The sequence below is a fragment of the Pseudomonas sp. V98_8 genome (assembly GCF_029967975.1).
Taxonomy (GTDB): Bacteria; Pseudomonadota; Gammaproteobacteria; order Pseudomonadales; family Pseudomonadaceae; genus Aquipseudomonas; species Aquipseudomonas umsongensis.
Genome location: NZ_JASCAE010000048.1, coordinates 79819 through 97853, shown reverse-complemented (window position 1 = coordinate 97853; position 18035 = coordinate 79819). Strand labels below are relative to the sequence as shown.

Below are 18035 nucleotides of genomic sequence, written 5' to 3'. Positions count from 1 at the left end.
CGACGCTGCTCAAGGGCACCAACAAGATGCGCGTGTTCCAGGAAGAAATCTTTGGTCCGGTGGTGAGCATCACCACCTTCAAGGACGAAGCCGAAGCCCTGGCCATCGCCAACGACACCGAGTTCGGCCTGGGTGCCGGCCTGTGGACCCGCGACATCAACCGCGCCTACCGCATGGGCCGGGCGATCAAGGCCGGTCGCGTGTGGACCAACTGCTACCACCTGTACCCGGCGCATGCCGCGTTCGGTGGCTACAAGAAGTCCGGCGTCGGCCGTGAAACCCACAAGATGATGCTCGACCACTATCAGCAGACCAAGAACCTGCTGGTGAGCTACGACATCAATCCGCTGGGCTTCTTCTAAAAACCAGGGCGATGCAGGTATTCCTGCGTCGCCCCTTACACCGCTCTCGCGAGCAAGCCCGCTCCCACAGGGGTTTTGTGTGGCCCCACTGGAATGGGTAGACACAAGTCCACTGTGGGAGCGGGCTTGCTCGCGAAGGCGTCCTTAACGACAACATCAAAACATCGCCCTGCCTCTCTGGCACGGGCTTTGCGTGCCCGCTCTCCAAGCAAACGCAACTCCCGAAAGTCCAACAAGATCAAAAAATAAAAGACAGCGAGGACTTATGACAACTACCACACAGCTCAAACCCACACTCGGCACCCTGCATTTATGGGGCATTGCCGTTGGCCTGGTGATCTCCGGCGAATACTTCGGCTGGAGTTACGGCTGGGGCACCGCCGGGACCCTGGGGTTCCTCGTCACCGCCCTGATGGTGGCAACGATGTACACCTGCTTCATCTTCAGTTTCACCGAATTGACCACGGCGATTCCCCATGCCGGCGGGCCGTTTGCCTACAGTCGGCGAGCCTTCGGTGAAAAAGGCGGATTGATCGCCGGCATCGCCACCCTGATCGAATTCGTATTTGCGCCGCCAGCCATCGCCATGGCCATCGGTGCCTATCTGAATGTGCAATACCCGGAACTGGACCCGAAAATCGCCGCCGTCGGCGCCTACTTCGTGTTCATGACCCTCAATATTCTCGGCGTCAGCATCGCCGCCACCTTCGAACTGGTGGTGACCGTGCTGGCGGTCGCCGAACTGCTGGTGTTCATGGGCGTGGTCGCGCCAGGGTTCAGTTTCAGCAATTTCGTGCTCAATGGCTGGTCTGGCTCCAGTGAATTCACTATCGCGTCCATTCCCGGCATTTTCGCCGCCATTCCCTTCGCCATCTGGTTCTTTCTTGCCATCGAAGGCGCCGCCATGGCAGCCGAGGAAGCCAAGGACCCGAAACGCACGATTCCCCGGGCATACGTCAGCGGCATCCTGACCCTGGTGTTCCTGGCCATCGGCACAATGGTAATGGCTGGCGGCGTCGGCGACTGGCGTCAACTGGCAAACATCAACGACCCGCTACCCCAGGCCATGAAAGCGGTAGTCGGCAACAATTCGACCTGGATGCACATGCTGGTCTGGATCGGCCTGTTTGGCCTGGTGGCGAGTTTCCACGGAATCATTCTCGGCTACTCCCGGCAGTTCTTCGCCCTGGCCCGCGCCGGTTACCTGCCGCGCAGCCTGGCCAAGCTTTCGCGCTTCCAGACCCCGCACCGGGCGATCCTGGCCGGTGGCGTCATCGGCATTGCAGCCATCTACAGCGATGGCCTGGTCAACCTGCAAGGCATGTCGCTGACGGCGGCGATGATCACCATGTCGGTATTTGGTGCCATCGTCATGTACATCATCAGTATGCTGAGCCTGTTCAAATTGCGTAAAACCGAGCCGAACCTCGAGCGCACCTTCCGCGCACCGGGTTATCCGGTCGTACCGGGGATTGCGCTGTTCCTGGCGCTGGTGTGCCTGGTCGCGATGGCGTGGTTCAACACCTTGATCGGCCTGATCTTCCTTGGCTTCATGGCGGCCGGCTACCTGTATTTCCAATTGACCGCGCGGCAACGCTCCGAAGCACCAGCTGACGCTATGCTCGAAGGTATCTAGCAGCCCGGCAACGCCCTATCAAGGTGCACACCACGCCCCTGTAGGAGCTGTCGAGTGCAACGAGGCTGCGATCTTTAAAGGCAAGATCAAAAGATCGCAGCCTCGTTGCACTCGACGGCTCCTACAAAGGATAAGCAGTGAATTTGAGTTATTTGGAGGACACCGCCCATGGCCGTTTATGCCCATTCCGTCGGCGCCCAGACCTATCGCTTTGAAAACCTCAAGGAAGTGATGGCCAAGGCCACCCCGGCACGCTCCGGTGACTACCTGGCTGGCGTCGCCGCCCTCAATGACGGCGAGCGCGTCGCTGCGCAGATGGTGCTGGCCGACATCCCGCTGAGCCACTTCCTGCAGGAAGTCCTGATTCCCTATGAGACCGATGAAGTCACCCGCCTGATCATCGACACCCACGATAAACAGGCTTTCGCAGTGGTCAGCCATCTCACCGTCGGCGGTTTTCGCGACTGGCTGCTCAGCGACGCCGCCGACGAACAGGTCCTGCGCGCCCTCGCCCCCGGCCTGACCCCGGAAATGGCGGCTGCCGTGTCGAAGATCATGCGCGTACAGGACCTGGTGCTGGTCGCGCAGAAAATCCGGGTCGTTACGCAGTTCCGCGGCACCTTGGGCCTGCGCGGTCGCCTGTCTACCCGCCTGCAACCCAACCACCCGACTGACGAACCGGCCGGCATTGCCGCGAGCATTCTGGATGGACTGCTGCACGGAAACGGTGACGCCATGATCGGCATCAACCCGGCCACCGACAGCATCGCCTCGATCTGCGCCATGCTGGAGATGCTCGATGCGATCATCCAACGCTACGAAATCCCGACCCAGGCGTGTGTACTGACCCATGTCACCACCTCGATCGAGGCGGTCAATCGCGGCGTACCCCTGGACCTAGTATTCCAGTCGATCGCTGGCACCGAGGCGGCCAACGCCAGCTTCGGCATCAATCTCAATGTGCTCAAGGAAGGGTACGACGCCGGCTTGAGCCTCAACCGCGGCACGCTCGGCAAGAACCTGATGTATTTCGAAACCGGCCAGGGCAGCGCCCTGTCGGCCAATGCCCACCACGGCGTCGACCAACAAACCTGCGAGACCAGGGCTTACGCCGTGGCCCGCCATTTCAAGCCGTTCCTGGTGAACACCGTAGTCGGGTTCATCGGGCCCGAATACCTCTATAACGGCAAGCAGATCATCCGTGCCGGCCTCGAAGACCACTTCTGCGGCAAGCTGCTGGGCGTGCCGATGGGCTGCGATATCTGTTACACCAACCACGCCGAGGCCGACCAGGATGATATGGACACCCTGTTGACCCTGCTTGGGGTCGCCGGGATCAACTTCATCATGGGCATCCCCGGCTCCGACGACATCATGCTCAACTACCAGACCACGTCGTTCCACGATGCGTTGTACGCCCGCCAGACGCTGGGGCTCAAGCCTGCGCCGGAGTTCGAGCAATGGCTGGCGAAAATGGGTATTTTCACGCAGCCGGACGGCAAGGTCCTCTTCGGTAACAGCCTGCCGCCGGCCTTCCGCCAGGCCTTGGCGCAATTGGGATGAGTGTCGATATGGAAAAACCACCTTTTGATCCGCACAACCCGTGGCTGGAACTGCGACGCCTCACCCCAGCACGCATTGCCCTGGGCCGCACCGGCACCAGCCTGCCGACCCGTGCACAACTGGACTTCCAGTTTGCCCACGCCCAGGCGCGAGACGCGGTGCACTTGCCGTTTGACCATGTCGCCCTCAGCGAGCAATTGGCCGAATGCGGTCGCGACAGCTTGTTGCTGCATAGCGCTGCAACCGATCGCAACAGTTATCTGCAACGCCCCGATCTGGGGCGAAAATTGAGCGTGGAGTCGGTAAAAAAACTGCGCGAATACGCCGCCGCCAATCCTGCCGGGGTCGATCTTGCCATCGTAGTGGCCGACGGTTTGTCGGCATTGGCCGTGCATCGCCATACCCTGCCGTTCCTGGCGCGCTTTGCCGAGCAAAGTTCGGCCGATGGATGGTCAATGGCACCGGTGCTGCTGGTGGAACAGGGGCGGGTCGCGGTAGCCGACGAAATCGGCGAACTGTTGGGTGCAAAAATGACTGTGATCCTGATCGGCGAACGCCCTGGCCTGAGCTCTCCAGACAGCCTGGGATTATATTTCACCTATAATCCGAAGGTCGGCCTGACCGACGCCTATCGCAATTGCATCTCGAATGTGCGCCTTGAAGGCTTGACTTACGGCATGGCGGCACACCGTTTGCTGTATTTGATGCGCGAGGCATGCCGGCGACAGCTATCGGGCGTCAACCTGAAGGACGAAGCGCAGGTGCAAACGCTGGAGTCAGACGCAGGAGCGGACATTAAAGGAAATTTCCTACTGGATTCGCCGCAAACCTGAACCGCTTCCGCATTGCACTTTCCAATCCTTTTCAGGCAGGATCGATGCACGGCTGCCAGTGAGTACCCTTTGCCGCCAAAGCACGTGAAGACAGCCACTTGAAGACGAGAACTACCATGCGGATTATTCAAGCGACCCTCGAACACCTGGATCTGCTCACCCCATTGTTCGTCAAATATCGCGAGTTTTATGGCTCCCTGGCGTACCCGGACTCGTCCCGGGCGTTCCTCGAGAAACGCCTGCGGCGCAAGGAATCGGTGATCTACCTGGCACTGTCCGATGACGACAGCAACAAACTGTTGGGCTTCTGTCAGCTGTACCCCAGCTTTTCTTCGCTTTCGCTCAAACGCGTTTGGATCCTAAACGACATCTACGTCGCCGAAGACGCCCGCCGCCAGTTGGTCGCCGACAACCTGATCCGCACGGCGAAGAAAATGGCCAAGGAAACCAACGCGGTGCGCATGCGCGTGTCCACCAGCAGCAACAACGAAGTGGCGCAGAAAACCTACGAATCCATCGGATTCAAGGAAGACACCGAGTTCAAGAACTACATATTGCCGATCAGCGACGAGTTGTAAGGAAAAAAAGATCGCAGCGTTCGGCCGAAGGCTGCGATCTGGTTCTCGCAGAAATCCCCTGCTACAAACGCCACACGCTTTTCACTTCCCAGCCCGTATAATTCCGTTCTTTCCGGCTTGTAAGAAAAACTACCTCCTGTCTGTAGTCTTACGCGAAGTCATCCGCAGGCCTGCCGAACCGGGCCGTTACCACAGGTGCCGTCCATGGATTTCAACCCGCTCGATCTCGTCCTGCATCTCGATGTCTACCTCGATTTGCTGGTCAACAACTACGGGCCATGGATCTACGCCATTCTCTTCCTGGTGATCTTCTGTGAAACCGGCCTGGTGGTCATGCCTTTCCTGCCGGGCGATTCGCTACTGTTCATCGCTGGCGCCGTCGCGGCCGGTGGCGGCATGGACCCGGTTTTGCTGGGCGGCTTGCTGATGCTCGCGGCGATCCTCGGTGACAGCACCAACTACATCATCGGACGAACGGCGGGCGAACGATTGTTCAGCAACCCGAACTCGAAGATCTTCCGGCGCGACTACCTGCAACAAACCCACGACTTCTATGACAAGCACGGCGGCAAAACCGTGACCTTGGCGCGTTTCCTGCCGATCATCCGCACCTTTGCCCCTTTCGTCGCCGGCGTCGCGAAAATGCCTTACCCGCGCTTCTTCGCCTTCAGTGTGCTGGGCACGGTGCTCTGGGTCGGTGGCCTGGTCACTCTGGGTTACTTCTTCGGCAACGTACCCTTCATCAAATCGAACCTGTCGCTGCTGGTGGTCGGCATCATCCTGCTGTCGCTGGTGCCGATGATCATTGGTGTCGTGCGCAGCCGTTTTGGCAGCTCGAACTCCAAAACCGCATCGCGCTGACAGAATGTGGTCCCTTGCCGCCTGGCGACGTCGACGCATCCTGGCCAGGCACCCGATAGCCGACGACATGTGGCAGCGGGTGCGTCATCACCTGAGTTTCCTGGATGGCATCAGCGCCGCCGAGGACCAGTGGCTGCGTGAAGCCTGCGTACTGTTTCTGCAAGACAAACACCTGACCGCCCTGCCCGGTGTCGAACTGCATCAGGAACAACGCCTGCTGCTCGCCGCCCAGGCGCAACTGCCGTTGCTGCATCTGGGCGACCTGAACTGGTATCAGGGTTTTCACGAAATCGTGCTCTACCCCGACGACTTCCTCAGTCCCCAGCGCCATCGCGACGCCAGTGGGGTCGAGCACGAATGGGACGGCGAGCACAGCGGTGAAGCCTGGCAGCAAGGGCCGATCATCCTGGCCTGGCCCGGTGTCATGGCCAGCGGCGGCTGGGAGGGCTACAACCTGGTGATCCACGAACTGGCGCACAAGCTCGACATGCTCAATGGCGATGCCAACGGCTTGCCCCCGCTGCACACGAACATGCGCGTCAGCGACTGGGCCAGGATCATGCAAGAGGCCTACGACGACCTCGACCGCCAACTGGAGCGCAATCCAGACGCCGAGACCGCCATTGATCCGTATGCCGCCGAAAACCCGGCCGAGTTTTTCGCCGTCACCAGCGAATATTTCTTCAGTGCCCCGGATTTGCTGCACGAGGCTTATCCACAGGTCTACGAGCAACTCAAGCTGTTCTATCGCCAGGACCCGCTGGCGAGGCTGCGGCAACTTCTGGCCGAGAACCCGGTCTATCAGGCACACGACTAAGGTCTACACGACCTCTGGTACGTGGCGTCGCCGTAGGAATATGCCTATAATCGCCGCCACTTTTTGGTCAATCCGGCCAAGTATTTCTGGTCAACTAACGGGGGCAACGCCCAATGAGCTACAGCAAGATTCCGGCTGGCAAAGACCTGCCGAACGACATCTACGTCGCGATCGAGATTCCGGCCAACCACGCGCCGATCAAATACGAAATCGACAAAGACAGCGATTGCCTGTTCGTTGACCGTTTCATGGCCACCCCTATGTTCTACCCGGCCAACTACGGTTACATCCCGAACACCCTGGCAGACGACGGTGACCCCCTCGACGTGCTGGTCGTAACCCCTTACCCGGTTGCTCCAGGTTCGGTGATCCGCGCTCGCCCAGTCGGCATCCTGAACATGACCGACGATGGCGGCGGCGATGCCAAAGTGATCGCGGTTCCACACGACAAGCTGTCCCAGCTGTACGTCGACGTGAAGGAATACACCGACCTGCCTCCACTGCTGATCCAGCAGATCGAGCACTTCTTCGCGAACTACAAAGATCTCGAAAAAGGCAAATGGGTGAAGATCGAAGGCTGGGACGGCGCAGACGCCGCCCGTGCTGCGATCACCCAGTCGGTTGCCAACTATAAAGGCTAAGAGCAGCTGCAGGCTTTGAGCCATCAGTTTCAAGAAGAACCCCGGTGATCCGGGGTTTTTTTTGGGCACCTGTAAAGCCGATTTAAACTATTCGTTTAACGCTTTAGGCTCTCAGGTTGCCCTGTTTATTTTTTACCCAACACGTCTCACATCAAGTCGTAAATTTCACGCGAAATTTGAACGGGACGTTTATTCAAACCCCCGACCGGCGCCAGTAGACTTCCGGTCATGAAAAAGAACACTAGCGGCCCTCGGTTTAAAGCGCTCCTTGAAGCAGCGAACATCACGACGACAGGTTTCGCCGAATTCCTGGATACGGCTCCGCAAAATGTACACAACTGGTACAGCCGCGGCGTGCCCGCCCATTGCATGGAAGAAGTCGCCAGAAAACTTTCGGTCAACAGCGACTGGCTGAAAACCGGCGAAGGCTCGAAAGACGCCAGGCACTTGCGCCTGCTCGACGACTCCGGCAACCCCTTCGACGCCCAGGCGATCCGAGGTGTCTACACCGTAGTCGAACCTATCGACATCGAATTGCCGTTCTACAAGGAAGTCATCACGGCCCCCGGTTCCAACAAGACCCACGTCGTCGAAGACCGCGAACAATGCCTGCGCCTGCCCCGCAGCCACCTCGACGCTTTGGAAATTAATCACACCGACGCCATCGGTGCCGCGATGATCGGCAACAGCATGGCCGAGAAAATCGATGACGGCTCCACCCTGGCGATCGATCGCGGGCTGACCCAGATTGTCGATGGCGAAATCTACGCAATCGAACATGACGGCATGCTGCGCATCAAATACCTGCACCGACTGCCGGGCAACTCCCTGCGCTTGCGCAGCCATAACCGCGCAGATTACCCCGATGAAATCTTCAGGCCGGCGCAAATCGAAGAGCAGAACATCAGGGTACTGGGCTGGGTATTCTGGTGGTCAACCCTGAACAAACGCCGGCCACCGATACCGTTCCTGTAACAACAAGGCGTATCTCGCGGACACCACAGGTATTGCGCACCACCGTAGGAGCGAGGCTTGCCCGCGAACGCGCCAGTCAATTCGCCGAAACCCTGCTCCACCCCCTGACTGAGCTCCCCAGAAACGCCCTCTCACACACCAAGCTGGGAATTTCACAAAAAAATCAGTATGCTGCGCCCCACATTTGCGCATCGACCCGCCAAGCGGCCCTGATCGCACCGACAAGGCAGATGACTTTCTCGCCAAGTCCCACAGCCGGACGCAAGATCCGGGTGTACGTTTTGAAGGCTGGCGCGGTTTACCAAAAATGAACCAAGCCAGTCCCCGAGAAGCCGGCCACAAGCCGGCTTTTTAATGCCCGTAATAATGTCATCCGCCAGTCTCTCTCACGGATAACTAAACGACTTAACCAACGTCAACTCCCCCACCGCCCGCATCGGCACCAGAAACGTCTCCATCTTCTCACTCGGCGTCCCCTCCTCCGTAATCACCGTCACCTGCGCCGTCGTCAGCGGTTGCACCGCATCCTCCTGCCCTTCCTCGTCGCTGCGATAGCCACCGCCAAAGTAATTCACATACACCAGATACTGCCCCTTGATCGGCGCGGGCATGGCGAAGATTTCCGGGCCGTAGCCGGTGGTGACGTCGACATCGAGTGCGGCGCCGTTGGCCACGGCGCGGTCGCCGTACCAGATGTGGGCGCCGTCGGGGGTAATCAGGTGCAGGTCAAGGTCGGTGCCGTCGCTGTCCCAGGCCAGTAGCACGCGCAGTTTGGCTGGAGTTGCTCCACCACTGGCGTTGAGGAATTGCACGCGGCGGCGTTGCTGGCCGTCTGGGCTGCGGACTTCAACGCTGTTGCTGCCATTGGGGAATGAGAACGGCCGATCGAAGCCGCCCGCGGGATCGATTTTCAGCGGCATGCTGACACCGTTGACGATCAGCCGTCCGGGCTCGCCGTTCTTCGGCGCGACTTTGATCTGACCTTTGATACGTGCGGTGTTTGCCTGTCCCGCCGGGGTGTTCACCGATGACGCCGGGTAGTTGACGACCTGCCGAAAATTTTCGCCTTCCCCTTCGGCGGCGCCGGCTCGCCAGCCGCCAGAGGGGGTGTCGAGTTTGACGCTGTCGGCGGCGGTTGCCGGCGATAGCACGGCAAACGCGCAGAGCAGCAGCAAGACCTGTGGATAACGATCAGTCATGGCCTATTCCAGCAAGAGGTGGCGGGCGAGCGCTTCGATGTAGGTTTCATCCTGGCCGTTCGGGTGCGCTTCGAAGGCCAGGTGCAGGTATTCGTGGGTCAAGTCGAGGCGGTCCTGCAGCGAGAGCACTCCGCGCGCGTAGATGCGCTGGCGTTCACGGTCGACGAAAGGACGGCCGAAGGCCAGGCGACATACGGCGAAGATGCTGACTTCGTTGTAGCCGGCTTCGCTTTCAAGACGGGGGCGCCAGCCGCGGCGTTGCTTTTGCAGCCAGTCTTGTGCGGCGGGCAGCGCCTCGCAGGAAGCAACAGGATTGTCCCAGCGGCTGAGGCTGGCGCGTGGGTAGGCATGGAGCAGGATGGCGTCGTAGCGCTGGCCGGCGTTGGCTTGGTCCACGGCAAGTTGCCAGGACAATCTGTCGAGGCCTGGCTGATTGGAGTGGTAGGTCACGGTGCCGCCGGCGAGCACCAGGTCACTGGTCCAGGCGGCGATGCTGCGTACCTGCGCCGCGGCTGGGCGCGGGGCGACGCGTTGGCGCTGGCTGCTGTCGTCGATGCTCAGGCAATCACCGCGGCGCGTGGCGTTTTGCAGCAGGTAGGTGCGAATGGCCACGGCCAAGGCCTTGGCGGCCTCGGCGGGTTCCGCACTGGCTTCACGCTGCAAGACTCGGGCGACGTACTCTTCGCGATCGAGGCGGCCGACCAGTTTTGGTGAAGGGCTGTCGTTGAGTAAAAACAGGTCGCCGTCACTGTGGATATCCAGTTGGTTGCCGTTGACGAACTCGACCCGGTAATCGCCCCGCAACAGGCCGGACGACATGACACGCTCACCTGACATGACCCGCTGCAGTGGATAGCGGGAGAACAGATCGACCTCGACACACTGGCCGCTGTCCACCGCCCAGGACGTCGGCAGCACTACGGACAACGCCTGGGCGTAATCGCGCAGAACCCGCTGACTGGTTCCGCGCCCTCCCGCCCAGATCGGCGTGCCATCCGTCGTCCAACCGGCGAATCCACCCTGACGCGACGCAGTATCCCGGTCCCCGAACCAGCTCCAGGTCTTCACCCGCAAGCGACTGCCGAGCTCGCCCACGACGTTGCCATCCGCCGCGTTCAATAGCACATCCAGCAATACCCGACGCGCCTGGTCCTGCGCCGGCATCAGCGCCAACATGCTCAACAATTCCACCACCGAAACCCGGGTGGCTGGCTGCAAGGATGGCAAGTCCAGCAGCCACTCCGGCGCCTGACGAGCCTGCCAATACGCTCGCCAACCAGAAACATCGATGCCCAATCGCGCCGGCTCGAAATACAGCCCGCAGGATTTCACCAACGCCTGATCCCGATCGATCTTGCCACCAGCGGCGCAACAATAGACTTCCTCTTTCGACTGCCCGCGGCAGGTATATGCCGGCTCACGCGCACCGGTGTCCACCAGCCATCCGTACACGAACAGCTTCCAGACACTGCCCAAGGGCGTTTGCAGACTGGTGGACAACGGTTCACGCGACAGCAGTTGCGTGCGGCTAACCGTCAGCAACTGATCCTTGAAAGCCAGGCGCAAGGGCTCTTCCTGCGCACTGGCCAGCGCGGGAATCAGACACAGCAGCAACCAGACCCAAGGCCGACGCATATCAGTGAACCGTCACCTGACCGAGCGCCGGTTTTTGCTCCTGAGCCTGATGCTGTGGCGCGTACACCTGGGTAAAACGCGCCGGGGGCAGACTGAACTGGCCTTTCTGCGAGAAGCGCACCAGGTGACGCAGACGCAGTTCGCCACTCAAGGCATCCACCGGCACTGCATAGGCCATTTGTCCGGGCTCGAAACGGGCCTTCTCCAGCGCCGAAGGTTCGGTCCCGGCCTTGCCCATGAGCTTGATGCCCCAGGTCGTGCGTTCGACATCCGCACCCGGTGGCAGCGGTACTTCGAGCAGGCCGTAACGCAAGGGTCTGGCGGCTTTGCTGGTCAGGATCACTTCGTCCAGATACAGGTTGTCGCTGGACAAGGGAGCATTGCCGACCGGCTGCAGCTTGAAGGTGAAGGCTTCATCGCCCGGCACCAGTCGCGACAGGCGACGGGTAATGGTCACAGGCAGCGGATCGACCGCTGGCTGTTTGCTCTGGAAGCTCAGCGCGGCGCTCAATGGACGCTCCTGCGCACCGCTCAGCGACAAGACGCCGGGGACCTGTGCGCCTTGCCATGCCCAATAGACTTCACCCGTCGCGCCCTGCTCCTGCTTCCAGTCGTCAGCCGGTTTAAGGGCCACAGCCGGCGTGGCCTGTTCGATGCTGCGTTGCAACCAGGTCAGCGCCAACGCACGTTCCAGGGTGGATTGCTGTGGCAGTAAACGCAGCAACAACGCTTGCGCATGCGCCTGATCGAAAGGTTGCAGCGATGCATTCAGCGCCTCGGCAAATGGCTCGGAGCTGGTGGCCAGTCGCTGCTGTGCGTCAGTCAATTGCCGCTTGAATGCGGCTGGCAGAGCGACCTTCGATTGCCCGGCCAGCGAGGCGGTCAAAGCCCGCGCAGCAGCCAGGCCCAGCGCCGAATCCGGATCAGTCATGACCAGGCTATCGCCAGCCACGTCCATGACGTTTGCGGCACTGCCCTCACCGGCGCGGATCAGGTCTTCCATCAAGCCGCTGAGCAAGGTGTCGACCGGCAATTGCATCTGTCTGGCGAACGACAGGATCAGCGCCCGTTGCAACAGCGGCGTGTTCTTCGCCTGTTTCGCGTATACCTCCAACACTCGCTGCCAGTGCTCTGGCGGTAGGTTCAGCGCCATTACCCGGCTGGCATGCCAGTCGGCGTAATACGCGTAGGCGGTGAGAAACGCGTCCGGCTCGCCGTCCAGGCCCCACCAGGTGAAGCTCGCCGAAGGGCCGGCCATCTGCACCAGGCGCAGGCGGCTATTCTGCATGATCAAGCGCAAGCGATCGCGGACCTGCGGGTTCGACGATAAGGCTGGATAGGCGATGCTCAACGGCAGCAATTGACTGGCGGTCTGTTCGACGCCGCCGTACGGATAGCCCAGCAGATCATCGAGGGCAGCACGGAACAGTGCTTGCGGGCTGTCGTCCAGACGCAGACGGATATCCGTTGCATCCGCCGGCAGGTTCAGCGGCGTATCCGCGCCAACTACGTCCAGGCGTTGGCTTTGCGTGACTTGCCAGCCTTCGCCGGTTGCGCTCAGGCGCACGGCCAAGGCATCGACGGTTTTACCGCCCTGCACAAGTTCCGCGCTCCACTCGCCATTGACCAGCCCGAATGCCGGCAGCGGTATGTAGTTGATGCCGCTGTCGAGCGTGACGGGAACCCGCTGTTCGCTGCCCGCGTAATGAATCACCAGCTCGGCCTTGACCTGGTTTTGCGCCTGGCTGAAAGCAAACACCCCGAGATCCGGTTTGTCGCCGGCGCGGAACCGGGTCGGCCCGCTCCACTTCAGGTACAGCGGTTTCTCCGAGCGCACGAACTGCTTCTTCTGCCCGACCTGGCCGTCATCGGCGATGGCCCGGGCGGTGATGCGCCAGCGGGTCAACGAGTCCGGCATCTTGAAGGTGAAACGGACCTTGCCACTGGCATCGGTCACAAGCTCCGGTTGCCAGGCGGCAGTGTCGACGTCTTCGCGACGCGGGCGCTCCAGCACCTTGACGCCCCGCTCGCTGCGGTTGGCTTTGCCCGGTGCGCCAGGGCTGCCAGGCAGCGCGACGTCGTAACTGATGAACGACAGGCTGGCGCTGGTGCGCACATTGTTGCGGCGCGGATGGTAGAAGAACTGGTCGATGGACGGCGCGATTTCCGGCTGCAAGGCATAGACCATTTCGTCGACCACACTGACCGTCAGATGCGCCGGAATCGGCTTGCCGGCGAACTGCGTGCTCAGGTCGACCGACACGGTTTCACCGGGTCGGTAGGTCTCTTTGTCAGTGCCGATGGCCACGTCGATCTGCGGCGTAATCACCTTGATCCCGGCGTTCTGGAAGCTGTACTGGCCGCCCTTGGTGTATAGCACCGAAAAGGTCAGGTTCGGCGCGAAGCTGTCTTGCACCGCAATGCGTGCGCGGTATTGGGTGTCGCTGAGTTTTTCCAGCTTCAGCCAGTCGCCGCCCTTGGACAGCAGCCCCGTGGCCTCGACCTTGTCGCGCTCCAGGGACAGCAGCGCATCGCTGATCGGCTCGGGAAAAGTAATCAGCGCCAGCGCTTCATCGCCAGCCTTGTACTCGGGTTTGTCGAGGACGATTTCCACGGTTCCCGGCACCGCCTTGACGCCCTCGCCGGTGACAGAATGGCCGGTGGCACCGAGGGTGCGACCATGGTCATCCTTGAGCGAGAGGTTGTAAGTACCGGGACGCTCGAAGGCCAGGCTGAAGCCCTTGTCGGTTGCCGCGAGCTTGCCCTCGCCGGTGCTTTGATCCTCCAGGCGTACCCAGCCGTAGCTGGCAGGCGTGACCGCTGCGCTCTGCTCGCCTTGATTGACGTAGCTGAACGCAACCTTGTCGCCCACCGCACTGAAGCGCTGCGGCGCACTCAGGCGAAAATTCGCCGCCCCGCGGTCGATGAGGATTTCCTTGGTGGTCTTGACCCGATACGCCGCGCCATCGCTGGCGAACACGGTGAGCATGTAGCGACTCGGTTTCTCGGCGGCCGGCAAATCGACAACGGCATTACCCTTGGCGTCGGTGGTCAGTTCGGTGCTGGTCAGTTCCACCGGGAATTGCCCCAGGTATTGCAGCTCGTTGTCGACCATGGACAATTGCTGGGCGCGCAGGCTCAGGGTCAGCTTGGCATTGACCACCGGCTTGCCGTCCGGATAGAGCAGCACCAGGTTGCCCTTGACCGGTTCGCCGGTGCGGTAATCCTGCCTGGCCAGGTTCAGGGAAATTTCGAAGTGCGGCTTGATGTATTCAGCGACGCGAAAAGCGCTGCTGTAGGCCTGATCCTTATAGTTGAAACGCAACTCGTACCCACCGGCCACAGCATTGTCGGGCAACTGGAAGCGGCCTTGGGTACCGGCCTTGGAGTCGAGCTTCAAGGCCAGAGATTGCAGCGCCGTCCCGGTCGCATCCAATACGGTCACGTTAACGTCGGCTGCGACGGGCTGCACCGAATCCCGGGCGTTCTTGAACTCGCGCCCGACGATTTTCAGCGACACCCAATCGCCCGGTCGGTACAGCGGGCGATCGGTGAAGGCAAAGAGTTTGGTGTCGTAGATTTCGCTGTCGTAGTAGAAGTTTTCCGAGACGAAAACGCCGCCCTCTTCATCCTCGCCAATCACGAACGAGCGCTCGGGGCTGACGTGTTTCAGGCGCAGCAAACCATCGGCATCGGTTGCACCGCTGCTCATCACACCCAGGCCATCGGTCCACAACACGTTGACCTTGGGCACCGAACTGCCTTCGTGTTTACGCGCAGCCCACACCAGCAGTTCATCCCCGGCAATCTTGCTGACCGCCACGGTGTTAGAGACGAACACCATGGTGGTCGCGCGGTACTTGCCGATCAGCGCCTCCACCAGATACAGGCCTGGTTTCAAGTTGCCCAATGGGATGTAGACGTTGCCCGGCGCCACACTGACGAACTCGCTGGAAGACCCGGCGAGGTTCACGCCTTCGGGCGGCTGGATGGGTTTGGCTTGCCACAGCGGATAACGAAACTGACTGACCACCGGCAGCCCTGGAATCAGGGCGAATTGTGGCTGCGCGTCGTAGGGTGTTGGCGCAGCCATGGCGCTACCCATCTTCAGTTCCGGTACTTCCTCGGTGACTTGTTTACGCGACTCGTAGGAGAACGCCCGCTGCATGACCCGACGAGATTTGCGGTACCAGTTGTCCCACAAGTAAGCGAGCGTATTCGACAGGCCTTCGCCCTTGAACTGGCCGTCACTGACGACCCGGTGCAGGTTCTTCTGGCGCTTGAGGAAGTCCAGCGGCTTGTCGATGCGGTACACCCGAATGTCGGCGCCGCCATAGGGTTCCATGCGCAAGCGACGGTAGTCGCGACCCGGCGCTTCAAGACGGACCATCGCCTGTTCGTCGCTGGCAAAACTGCTGTCGGCCAGCAGGAAAAAACTTTCACCGGCCACCGTTGTGTAGCCGCTGGGTTCGACAGCGTCCTGGGCGTTGACCGTCGAAAATGGCAGCACCAAAGCCAACAGCAGAGGCAGAAAACGCAACATGCGCGCACCCATCATTGGGAGAGAAAATTCAGTCGATAGACGCCGATGAAGTTGGGGTTGGCTGCATCGGGTATCCATCGGGTGTCCTTCCATGTCATGAGTTGTTGCAGGCTTGCCGAACGCATGCCGTTGTCGGTGGGAGTAGTGGTGCCAGTGTGATAGGCGATGTATCGGCCCATCCAGATCATCAGGTGCTGGTCGTCGCCCTGGTCGAAAAACATCAGGTCGCCGGGACGCGCCTGTGCGACATCGCGGCCAACCAGCTGGCTGTTGAACTGGATGAGCTTGATCGCGTTGACGTAGGGTCCGACCTTGCCACCACCTTGCTGCCATTGCTGGGCCAGCCCGCGCTGAGCCGCACTCAACTCCAGTTCCGGCGGCAGGTAGCGGTTGGACAGGCCATTGCTGCGCAGCCATTTATCGTCATGGACTTTCAGCGCTTCGTTGGCGGCAAAACGCACCAGACCTGCGCAGTCCTGCTGGTACCAACGCGGGCTCGGCCCCCGACTCAGCTGTTCCTGGGCGATGCGCACGAACCAGGCGCGGAACACCTGGGATTGCTGCGGATCAAGCGCCGGTGTTTCGATCGCCCCGGCGCCTGCGCTCAACAGCAGAGCGAGCACGCCGAGGCTGCGGATCAGTAAGTTCACAGGGCTGTCCATTGCAGCGGCAGCCATTGCCAGTGGCCATCGGGTTCGGTGCCCTCGGGCAGGGTCAGGGCGTACTTGCCGTATCCGCCGAGCTTGCGCAATTTGGGGATCAAGTAGGTTTGCGCCGCGTTGTAGAACACCGGTTCCATGTCTTGCGGCAGGCTGTCGAGGGTTTCACGCTGCATCAACTGCGCCATGGCGTCCGGGCCGAAGTACACCGGCATCAGCAGGTCCTTGGGCACTACGTCGGCCATCGGCGGGAAGCGCTTGTCGAGGGTGCCAAGGGCCTTGTCCAGCAGTTTGTCATCGAGGGAAAACAACAGCGTCGAACCGTGGCGCGCCAGGCTGACGGTCATGAAAGCCTGGCCGGTAATCGCATCGGGATTCGCGGCATCCTTCGCCGCATACGGACCGAAACGGGAACTGACCTGACGCTGCCACTGGCGGTTGTCACCTTGCTGTTTCTCAATCACCGGGAACACATGCTCATCGACCTTGCCTTCATAGGCGCCGACCATCGAGCCGAACAGCCTGCCCAGTTCGCCATCGAGGCTGGCACTGTCTTCATCCTTGAGGCTGGCCACCAGCAGTGGTGTGTACAGCCGCGAATCGGCGTACCAGCACAGGCCCGCCGCACCGGCCATTTGCTCGGTCAACGCCTGGGCCGCAGTCTCGTCAGCACCGAGCTTGAGCAGCAGCGGCTTCTGTTGCTCGGCAGCCAGCGGCACCGCCACGCAAGCGCTGGCGCCCATCGGCATGGCTTGCCAGATCGGCTTGAAATCAAAGTCCGGCTGGTCGTCCAGTTCATCCATGGCCAGGAAGCTGTGCCAGCCCTTGTCATCCATGTCGAAGCGCAATCCGGCGAAATTCGGGATGAAGCGCTGATACCCCATGGCGAGCACGCTGGCATTCACCGACAGTCGCTGCTTCACTTCTGGCGCGCGGGGTTGCAAGCCAAACGCTTCGGGGAACAGTTTGTCGCCGTTGAGCAGCGCGGCGATGGCTTGGGTCGAGACACTGCCCGGCTCCTGCGTCGCTCCACTTTGCGGATCGTAGAGTTTGGTTGGGTTCGACAGCACCACCAGTTTGTCGCCATGGGAGGCAAACAGCAGCGCCTTGCTGGCGTTGTAGCTGAGCTGATAAAGCGCCACGTCGTCGTTGCCGACTTTCACGTCTGCGAGTTTGCTCAACTGCGAATCATCCAGCGCCACTTTGGCAATCGGCTCCAGCACCTTGGCCAGGCCACCGCGATCCATCACCAGCAGGAAATCCTTGAGCCGGCCATCCGCACCGCGCCACAACGCAACGTCCGCCGGTTGATCGAACAGTTGCTCGATCAGCGTGTCCTGCAACTTCAGCTCATGCTCGTAAATGATCCGCCGCAAGCTGCCGATCAGCCCGAGGCGATCGGCGTGGTTTTGGTAATAGAAGACGAAATCTTCGGTCAGGGTTTCCTTGAGGAACGGCACCGCCAGCAGGTACCTGGGCAACTGGCTCAGGGAGTGGGTCTCGAGCAAGCCATCGGGACGGCTCATGCCGAGTTTTTCCGCCGCCAGTTGCGGGGCCGGGGCTTTGCTTTTCAGCATCAACCAGCCCATGCCAGCAGCCACGCCCACGACCAGACACAGCCCGATCACAATGGCCCGGACATTTTTTCCTGCCCAATAGCGGGACGGCTTGGGGCCAGGTGTTTCAGCGGCCGGGGAAACAGTGTCATCGCTCATTTCACAAAACCCGAATTC

General features: G+C 60.8%; 14 protein-coding genes. 9 read left to right on the top strand and 5 right to left on the bottom strand.

The features are described 5' to 3' along the window. The 9 genes from QLG10_RS16145 to QLG10_RS16105 all read left to right on the top strand — a co-directional run. The coding region (locus tag QLG10_RS16145; protein WP_282487669.1) for an aldehyde dehydrogenase family protein at positions 1-362 on the top strand (362 nt) is incomplete at its 5' end. 265 nt (positions 363-627) lie between these two features. Continuing rightward, positions 628-1998, top strand: coding sequence for an ethanolamine permease (gene eat / locus QLG10_RS16140; RefSeq protein ID WP_110755075.1), 1371 nt, complete (start codon positions 628-630; stop codon positions 1996-1998). Positions 1999-2166: 168 nt separating this feature from the next. After that, positions 2167-3561 (top strand): ethanolamine ammonia-lyase subunit EutB, encoded by a 1395-nt coding sequence (locus QLG10_RS16135; RefSeq protein WP_110755074.1) that lies wholly within the window; start codon positions 2167-2169, stop codon positions 3559-3561. 8 nt (positions 3562-3569) lie between these two features. Further along, the gene (gene eutC / locus QLG10_RS16130) at positions 3570-4394 is read left to right on the top strand and encodes an ethanolamine ammonia-lyase subunit EutC (RefSeq protein ID WP_110755073.1); all 825 of its coding nucleotides are present in this window, start codon (positions 3570-3572) and stop codon (positions 4392-4394) included. Between the two features lie 116 nt (positions 4395-4510). Next, the gene (locus QLG10_RS16125) at positions 4511-4972 is read left to right on the top strand and encodes a GNAT family N-acetyltransferase (RefSeq protein ID WP_110755072.1); all 462 of its coding nucleotides are present in this window, start codon (positions 4511-4513) and stop codon (positions 4970-4972) included. 204 nt (positions 4973-5176) lie between these two features. Next, on the top strand, positions 5177-5833 hold the full coding sequence (locus tag QLG10_RS16120; protein WP_188265173.1) for a DedA family protein: 657 nt from the start codon (positions 5177-5179) through the stop codon (positions 5831-5833). Positions 5834-5837: 4 nt separating this feature from the next. Then, entirely contained in the window at positions 5838-6650 is an 813-nt protein-coding gene (locus QLG10_RS16115) for a zinc-dependent peptidase (protein ID WP_248676959.1), read from the top strand. Positions 6651-6763: 113 nt separating this feature from the next. Further along, positions 6764-7291, top strand: a complete 528-nt coding sequence (gene ppa, locus QLG10_RS16110) for an inorganic diphosphatase (protein WP_020796295.1) — start codon at positions 6764-6766, stop codon at positions 7289-7291. A gap of 228 nt (positions 7292-7519) precedes the next feature. Next, entirely contained in the window at positions 7520-8266 is a 747-nt protein-coding gene (locus tag QLG10_RS16105; protein WP_110755069.1) for a helix-turn-helix transcriptional regulator, read from the top strand. 386 nt (positions 8267-8652) lie between these two features. On the opposite strand, the gene QLG10_RS16100 is transcribed toward QLG10_RS16105, so the two are convergent. The 5 genes from QLG10_RS16100 to QLG10_RS16080 are packed head-to-tail and all read right to left on the bottom strand — an operon-like array spanning position 8653 to position 18017. After that, complete coding sequence (locus QLG10_RS16100; protein WP_282487668.1) at positions 8653-9465, bottom strand: DUF2135 domain-containing protein; 813 nt, start codon at positions 9463-9465, stop codon at positions 8653-8655. A gap of 3 nt (positions 9466-9468) precedes the next feature. Next, positions 9469-11100: a DUF2300 domain-containing protein gene (locus QLG10_RS16095; protein WP_282487667.1), complete on the bottom strand. Its 1632-nt coding sequence runs from the start codon at positions 11098-11100 to the stop codon at positions 9469-9471. Between the two features lies 1 nt (position 11101). Then, positions 11102-15658, bottom strand: coding sequence for an alpha-2-macroglobulin (locus QLG10_RS16090; RefSeq protein WP_282487666.1), 4557 nt, complete (start codon positions 15656-15658; stop codon positions 11102-11104). After that, on the bottom strand, positions 15655-16305 hold the full coding sequence (locus QLG10_RS16085) for a DUF1175 domain-containing protein (RefSeq protein ID WP_248676935.1): 651 nt from the start codon (positions 16303-16305) through the stop codon (positions 15655-15657). The genes QLG10_RS16090 and QLG10_RS16085 overlap by 4 nt, the downstream gene beginning before the upstream one ends. Further along, on the bottom strand, positions 16290-18017 hold the full coding sequence (locus QLG10_RS16080; protein WP_282487665.1) for a DUF2138 domain-containing protein: 1728 nt from the start codon (positions 18015-18017) through the stop codon (positions 16290-16292). The genes QLG10_RS16085 and QLG10_RS16080 overlap by 16 nt, the downstream gene beginning before the upstream one ends. Positions 18018-18035: the final 18 nt, after the last annotated feature.